The following is a 7,752-nucleotide window of genomic DNA, read 5'->3' as shown; positions in this document are numbered from 1 at the left end:
TGAGGGGATCATTGGCAAAGGAACCGACCAACATTCTGATGTAGTTGATGAAAACCAAAGTGATAAGATGGAGAAATTACCACAATTAGGCAATGAAGGAGATAATAGTAAATTTCTCTCCTTCATTGGAGTGGTTCTTATGCTTATCGCTTTAGAGCTGAGGTTTCTATTGGGGGGCGCTTATGAAAAAAAGTAGCATTTCTTTGATTATGGCTTTCGTTTGCATTATTGGAAGTTTGTCATTTCCCACATATAGCTTTGCAAGTGATTCAGGAGCTACCGCAGCAGGAGTTGCACAAGATGCTACTGAGGCCGAGTGGAATAAGCTTGATACTTTTTTGACACAGGCTCTTATACCAAAAAAAGAGGGTACATCCGTTTCGTATGATTATCCCACAAACTTTGAGACTTACTGTACGAATTGGGAAATGAATGAATACAATTTTACGGGTCCTGCTAAACGAGTCATAACAAAAATCACTAGCTCTGATCCAAATACGGTAATTCCGACGTATACAGATCATTCCATTAATTTGACACGAGGCAAAGGAAATACAGGGCTTGTTCAACTTGATATTGAATACGATCTTGAATGGCGATTTTATGTAGAAGAAAAAGTGGGCGGGATTTGGTACCAAGTCAATGATCGAATTGGAAGCTTTCATCAAACAAAATCGATTATAGTAAATGTTTCAAAACGATCACTAGATGTGATTCCAAAGAAAAATAATACGATTGAATTGAATTTATTTGATGCTACATTTAATGATCCGTTTAACTACGTAGATGTTTTATCACACGTTGGAACAGTAAATTGGAGTATGGAAGAGCGACCTATTGATTCTCGACTAGGTGTTACAACCGGTAAGTTTCGATTCTCCGATAATAATGAATCAATGCTGGTTACTGTTCCATTTACAGTAATTGACACCACACCTCCAACAGGGATATTAATCAACCCAATAGAATTAGAACTTGGCCAAAAATCAGATGTTAATGACTTCTTTGTAAGTCCGCCAAAGGATAATGGAAAACAACCCGTTACCATTCGTCCAGACTCGGACCCAAATAGTCTAGGATTAGGTAGTCACAATTTTGGTGTTAAATTAATCGATAACTTGGGAAATACCGCAAGATTGAGTACTACAGTGATTGTGAAGGATACAACTCCTCCAAAAGTCATAAGTAAGGATGCAACGATAGACTACGGAGGTACTGTAACGGAAGCTGATTTTATCGATCATGTATCAGATAATGATATTAATAGACCATTTTCGTTTTCATTTGATAAGTCAAAACCAACTCCGGACAATAAGAAAGTTGGTATTCAAGATGTTTATCTGGAAGTAAGTGATCCATCTGGAAATATTACCAAAGTACAAGCAAAGTTAACTGTTAATCCTGACAATGTTGCACCTACTGGGAATGGTATTTTACAAATGATCCCAGTCAACGGCAGTATATCAGCCAACCCACTTGATGTAGTAACAAACTTGCAAGATAACGATGATATTTCAAAAATAACAGCAAAGTATATAAAAATACCTGATACATCTAAAATTGGTTTGACGTATGCGAAAGTTGAATTATCCGATCAAAATGGGAATAAGTCAGAAGTGACTGTGCCTGTTTTTGTACATGATCATCATAGTATCTTTGACGATCAATATGTCTTGAGTTCACAAAATTTCACTGCCTATTCTAACCACGTTCCTGCTTCAAAAATTGAAGAATGGATTTTGCAAGAAAGCCAATCTAAAGCGTGGGAACTTTCAAGTGGAAATGTAATATCTCAGCAAATTAAAGTGATTAAGCATGATGTCAAGCCTCAGTTTGGCTCCTATACTGCTACGATCCAACTTGGCAATCTTACGAAAGATATTACGATTAATATTTTAGATGCCAAAGATTTGATTGATGTTACTATCCCGCAAAAAGTAATTTTTGGATCAACAGATGTTCAAAACGGTAAGGTATCATCACCAAGTTACGAAGTGAAAAATAATTCAACTGCTAAGCTCAAAGTATCTTTAGCCAAAATGCAAGTGGATTCTAGTTCAACGATTGATGTCATTCGAGCTAATGATATCGAACCTAGTAGGAAAGATGAAAAAGTGAAATTAAGTTTGAGTTCATTGGAAGAATTTCAGTTTCCAATGATTGAGTTACATCCTTCAGTAGCAAATCAAGAATTGGGGATTTTAAATTCTCAAGCAGTTGGTGGGTTTCAAATTAAAGGAGCATATTACGGAAAATATCAAAATACAAAATGTAACATCCAAATGACCTTCAAATTTGAAGTGATTTAGTAGAGATAACTAGGGTGGTCCCCTGGTTATCTCAGTACATAGATTTCATGAGTAATGAGGCGATGGGTTATGCAAAAAAGATATGGTCATCTGATTATTTTAGATGAATTAATTCAAAATGGTTATAAAAAGTATCACTGCCTTTGTGATTGTGGACAAGAAACAGTTGTTTATCATTCCAATTTAGTCTCGGGTCGAACAAAAAGCTGCGGGTGTGGAAATGTTAAAAATCGGCATAGATATAAGGATTTATCCAATAAAAAATTTGGTGAACTAGTTGCCCTTGATCCAACAGAAGAACGTAGCGAAGGAACCATTGTATGGAAATGCCTTTGTTCGTGTGGCAATGAAATACTGGCATCGGCAAAACGATTGCAACGAGGAGAAATCCGGAGTTGTGGATGTCTTAAGGAAAAACAATATCATATTGAAAAGCAAGTATTCGGTAACCTGACTGTCATTGAACCATTAAATAAGAAGTTAGATTGGAAAACAAAATGGAGATGTAAGTGTAGCTGCGGTCAATTATGTGAAGTAAGCTATGGCAACTTATCATCAGGTCACACAAAAAGTTGTGGTTGTTTGAAAAGAGTTGAAAGTAGGACTTGTGTAAAAGGAACAATTGTCGAATGTTTGAAAGCTAAATTGGCCAAAAACAATACTAGTGGCGTAAAAGGAGTTTATCGGTGTAAGGGAATGTGGGTAGCTTATATTACTTTCCGTGGAAAACGACACTATCTGGGTATGTATGACGATTTAAGTGAAGCAGCGCTGGCGAGAAAAAGAGCCGAAGATAAATATTTTTTGCCGTTGTTAAAACAATTTTCGAGCTGATAGCCGAATTTCCTGATTGCTTTTATTTAAACCATTGAAAAAGGAAAAGAAATATAGATTTTAGTAATACTAAATACTGAATGTGAGATTGTTAGAATCAACGATGAAAATAGGAGGATAGTATAATGTGGCAGGCCAGCCTTAGACATCTATTTAAGAAGAAAAGGTTTCAAGACGTTCGACTTCAAGAGTATTCAGAGAACATTTTGAGAGAGTTTGATTTTCTTATAGAAAATATTTCGCCAGATAATCTCAGAACAACAATCACAAAAATTAATGTAATAAAGGAAAAAGCTAGTTTACTAATGTTTTTTCTAGAGATAAATGAGGAAGAACAATTAACGAGTGATAGAATTATTGAATTAATAGAAAAGGGGTATCGAGATACATTTCTGGAAAAGATATCTTTTGGAAATGATTTAACTAATAGGTATTCATTACTCGAAATACTGGAGTGATAATTATGATGTATTTGTGGGATATAAATTTTGTGAAATATGCAATTAAAAAAAGAAAAATTTCAGAGAAAGAATTAAAGTCACAACACATTATCGTTCTTGAACAATTCGAGCGTATAAAAAAACAGGCAGAACTGTTAGTAAAAGAAGTAAATAGTAGTAATTTTGAAAATATACTTATACAATTACAAGTTTTAGATTTGAAATGCTAAGCAATCTTGAATTATATAGGGATACCGCAAAAGGGGTATAAAACTGATGAAGACTTTTTACAACATTTAACGGAAGAGGCTTTGGGAACATTGAAGGATAAGTATATTAACGATGAACAAGACGTTTATTTTACCTCATTTATTAAGGAAGTTCTTATTAGAGAATTGCAAGATATTAAAAAGGAGTGGACCTTTCAAGAAGAAAAGGGAAATTAAATTTCAAAAATCAAATAACATCTTTTGAAGTAGCAATTGCGAGCTAAGATAAGAGGATAATATTTTTTACTAATAATTTGAAACAATTTTCGATTTAATGTCCAGTTTTGTGTTCCCTTTTTGTTTTTAGTAGTGAAAGGGGAAGAAAGAATATGGATATTCGTGATAAAAAATGTCGAGTGTACGAGCAACTGAGACTATTGATGGAGGAAAGAAGGGAGCTTTCAAAACAGTATTTTGATCTAAAAGAATACTTAATTCATTTAGAAGATAATCAAGACACGACAAATTCTGATAAAGCAATATGTCGTGAAGTGGAGCCGATGAATTTAGAAAATGAAAAGGAGCTCCAAGATTACTTTACTCAGCGAAAAGCAATCGATAACCATCATCGATCTTACAAAGATTACGGGTTTATTGTTGCATCAATCTTGAAAGAGTCAGGGAAACCATTATCCACCAAGCAAATATATCATGAGTGGACAAAATCGTATGAAATTTTTCCTGATTATCGCAATTTTGTAAATAATATTCTTCCAAAAATAAATCGAGATGAATCAATCCCTGTTGAACGTGCTATGAGAGGATATTGGCAATATAGACTTAAAACCTAATTTGTCCGTATATCTTTTTCCTTTCGAATTTTCAAAGGAAGAAGTGAGAGCAATGAATCAGAATTTTGATTTTGCAAATGATGATGCACAGATTATTAGCTATATTCAAAAAACAGTTCATAATACGGCAATTAATTATTTTGCTAAAAATAGCAGACTAAAAGTTACTGAATTTGTTCCTGGACAAAAGACACTAGATTATTTTATCGAGGAGCAAGCTATGTATCCACAAGAAACTGTTACGGTGGTATCTGAAAATTTATCACTAGATTTCTCTAATTTTGCCTTAGCCGCTGAATTTCAAAAGCTGTCTGATAAAGATCAATCTCTACTGATTCAAAAATATATTTTTGGATACTCAGACTATGAGATTTCTATTCAACTATCAATGACAAGGCAAGGTGCTACAAAAAAGCGTCAACGTATTCTAGGAAAAATTCGAAAACATCTCACCCATTAATTTTAAAAAACTATATGATTCGTGCTCCTCCTGTAGCACTCACTATGAAAAATGAGTGCTAAAAAATGGAGGATGCGTGAAATGAAGTCATTAGCAGAACTCGTTATTCTTGTTCAAAAGGATGATGAAGAGGCGTTTTCTCAAATTGTGAACAGTTTTAAACCATTGCTAGTTAAAGAATCTTGTCGTAATGGAAGCTTTGATGAAGATTGTTATCAAGAGTGTATGATCAGATTGTATTTGGCTCTAAAAAAATTTGATATTCCAGATTAATCACTTTAAAAGATAAACGTGTAGTCAGTTTCTGTTAGCATTCCCGAAAGGTAGGTACAAATCTATGGACCTACCTTTCTTTGATGAAAATAAATATTTTTAAAGAGGGACGTTTATGATCTTGTTTTTATTGGGCTTATTTATAGGATGTATGATTGGAGTTATTGTAATGAGTTGCTTAGCTGCGGGAAAAATTGACGATATAACTTCCGGAAGAGAGTAAATTTATTGTGACATAAGGAAGGATGGAAACTGCATTTTGCAGAGGTGGGAGTGAAAATGAAACGAAAACATATTGTGTTGACTTTGTTTGTATTATTTTTATTGGTAGTATATTCCCTTTTGACACCATTTTCTAAGGATGTTGTAAACATGGTGATAGTCATAATAGGAACCGTTTTGATACTTGTAACATTTTGCTATGTTGTGATTAAAAAACAACTAAATAAGTAATGATAGGATTTAGCATAATAAACTTTATTACATTCATTTATAGTGCTATTTAGTCGATTGATGATACTAACTTGTAAAGAATAGAATTTTAAAGTGAAAAAGAAAATTTGGAGGAAATATCTATGGAGCATAAAAGAAATAGTAAATTGAAATTCAAAAGACTTCAGCTTATATTCGTGTTATTGATGTTAATTGCATTGTCTCAAAGAAATTATCTTTTGGCCTTTTTCTGTGGAATTATGTCTAAAATTTTTTATATTCTTCAAAACAAGTAGTAGCTGGAGCCTTACCTATTTACAAAAAATAACTGCTTTCAAAATGACAGGATGATACTAATATTTGGGGGAGATTTTTAGGTAATTAAATAAAAGGTATGCAGTGTTCTGTAGTTTTGGAGCTACAGTAATAATGTTTTATCTGCTTTTAGGAATTCTCACAAAGATATTTAGTGATTTTGTTTAGGAGAAAGGTGAGGAGAAATGTTAGAGACAGCTTCAAATGTAACAATTATCATATTTCCAATTTTAGTATGCATTGGATTTGAGTCAATACCTCGGACACGATTTGCGAGAATTTTTTCGAGATTCCAGCGGGTGAGTATCTCATCGTTTCGACCAGCTGTCAAACCAAAACCGTTTGACCGCTGATCGAAGCGATGAAGTTGAAGCTCTGTGGAAATCTCGCCACAAAAATGTAGGTGGTAGCTAGGAACTAAGCTTGCAATGCCAACTCCTCCATCTGATTTGGTGTTAAATAGTTGATACTACTATGAATTCGCTTGCGATTGTAAAATCCTTCAATGCATTGAAATAACGCTAAATGAGCAGCTTCAAAGTTTTCATACGCTTTTGATGGATAGACTTCTTCTTTTTTGAGTGAGGCGTGAAACGATTCGATACCGGCGTTGTCATACGGACAGCCCTTACGACTGAAGGAGTACTGGATATTCAATTCTTTCAGCTTTTCCTCATAGGCTTCGCTGGTGTACTGAGAACCCAAATCTGAGTGGATGATCAAGTTCTTGGAGGGTATTTGGTTTAAGAGCGCATGGTCAAGGGTTTCGATAACCAATTCTTTCGTCATCTGCTTGCCAAACTTCCAACCGATGATTTTCTTTGTGTGAAGATCTTGGATGGTGGAAAGATAGGTCCAGCCATCTTTTAGGGTATGAATATAGGTAATATCTGTCACCCATTTTTGATTGATCGACGTAGTGGTAAAATCTTGGTTTAACAGGTTTTTACGTCCTTCACCTTTAACTTTCGCTTGCTTGCCAGGCTTATACTTCTTGAGGGTGATTGAACGCAAGCCTAACTTTCTCATCAGTATTTGTACTTTCTTTAGGGACAAGGTCTCGCCACGGCCAACAAGAATCTTATGAATTTTGGGCGCACCATAGATCCCCTTGTTTTCAAAGTAGATTCCTGAAATCAAGCGGTTTAAGCGTTCGTTATCTGATTGGCGCTTGGAAGGCTTCTTTTTCTTCCAGTCATAGTAGCTGGATTTCGGTGCTTCCAAAACGGTACACATTTGTTTTATGTCATGATCATGAACATTTGATTGAATAAATTTGAAGACATCACTCATTTTTACTTTTGAGCGAATATGGTTAAAGCCTTTTTTAGGATAGTGTTTTCCTCCTGCATGCGGGCCATTTCCTTTTTCATTGCTAGGATTTCTGCCTTAGTCATGCCGGTTGCTTCATTCTTTGTATAAAGCTTCTTCCAACGATAAATCGTTTGTGTAGCGATACCATATTGCGCTGCCAGTTCCTCGACCGATTGGCCAGACTGGTTTAAATCTAAGATCATCTTCTTAAAGTCTTCATCAAATTTTTTCTTGGCTTTTGCCATCGTGGACACGTCCTTTTCTTAGTAGTTAGATTCTACCAAATCGTGTCCATGAAATCATCCTAACATCATT

Annotated in this window: 8 protein-coding genes and 1 pseudogene; 8 read left to right on the top strand and 1 reads right to left on the bottom strand. The window is 34.8% G+C overall.

Annotated features, from left to right (window positions below; all coding sequences use genetic code 11):
- The 8 genes and pseudogenes from AC4J95_RS20775 to AC4J95_RS20740 form a co-directional block, all read left to right on the top strand.
- Positions 1-196 (top strand): annotated as a pseudogene (locus AC4J95_RS20775) (hypothetical protein); the annotation flags it as partial.
- Positions 183-2,309, top strand: a complete 2,127-nt coding sequence (locus AC4J95_RS20770) for a hypothetical protein (protein ID WP_494551499.1) — start codon at positions 183-185, stop codon at positions 2,307-2,309. The pseudogene AC4J95_RS20775 and the gene AC4J95_RS20770, both read left to right, overlap by 14 nt.
- Before the next feature lie 69 nt (positions 2,310-2,378).
- On the top strand, positions 2,379-3,143 hold the full coding sequence (locus AC4J95_RS20765) for an AP2 domain-containing protein (protein WP_494551498.1): 765 nt from the start codon (positions 2,379-2,381) through the stop codon (positions 3,141-3,143).
- A gap of 125 nt (positions 3,144-3,268) precedes the next feature.
- On the top strand, positions 3,269-3,601 hold the full coding sequence (locus AC4J95_RS20760) for a DUF7006 family protein (protein WP_494551497.1): 333 nt from the start codon (positions 3,269-3,271) through the stop codon (positions 3,599-3,601).
- A gap of 5 nt (positions 3,602-3,606) precedes the next feature.
- Complete coding sequence (locus AC4J95_RS20755) at positions 3,607-3,813, top strand: hypothetical protein (RefSeq protein ID WP_494551496.1); 207 nt, start codon at positions 3,607-3,609, stop codon at positions 3,811-3,813.
- A gap of 368 nt (positions 3,814-4,181) precedes the next feature.
- Positions 4,182-4,643 (top strand): hypothetical protein, encoded by a 462-nt coding sequence (locus AC4J95_RS20750; protein WP_494551495.1) that lies wholly within the window; start codon positions 4,182-4,184, stop codon positions 4,641-4,643.
- A 52-nt stretch (positions 4,644-4,695) separates the two neighbouring features.
- Positions 4,696-5,103, top strand: a complete 408-nt coding sequence (locus AC4J95_RS20745; protein ID WP_494551494.1) for a sigma-70 family RNA polymerase sigma factor — start codon at positions 4,696-4,698, stop codon at positions 5,101-5,103.
- 81 nt (positions 5,104-5,184) lie between these two features.
- Positions 5,185-5,376 (top strand): helix-turn-helix domain-containing protein, encoded by a 192-nt coding sequence (locus AC4J95_RS20740; RefSeq protein WP_394896708.1) that lies wholly within the window; start codon positions 5,185-5,187, stop codon positions 5,374-5,376.
- Between the two features lie 1,164 nt (positions 5,377-6,540).
- Here AC4J95_RS20740 and AC4J95_RS20735 read toward each other — a convergent pair.
- Positions 6,541-7,682, bottom strand: a protein-coding gene (locus tag AC4J95_RS20735; protein WP_494551493.1) for an IS3 family transposase whose coding sequence is annotated in 2 segments (ribosomal slippage) — positions 6,541-7,454 and positions 7,454-7,682 — 1,143 coding nt in all. Because the reading frame shifts where the segments join, the coding sequence is not laid out codon by codon here.
- Between the last annotated feature and the right edge of the window lie 70 nt (positions 7,683-7,752).

It is taken from the genome of Enterococcus sp. GPZ-007, from assembly GCF_059374735.1.
Note: the sequence above shows the minus strand (reverse complement) of the source record. Positions and strands in the feature narration are given on the sequence as shown.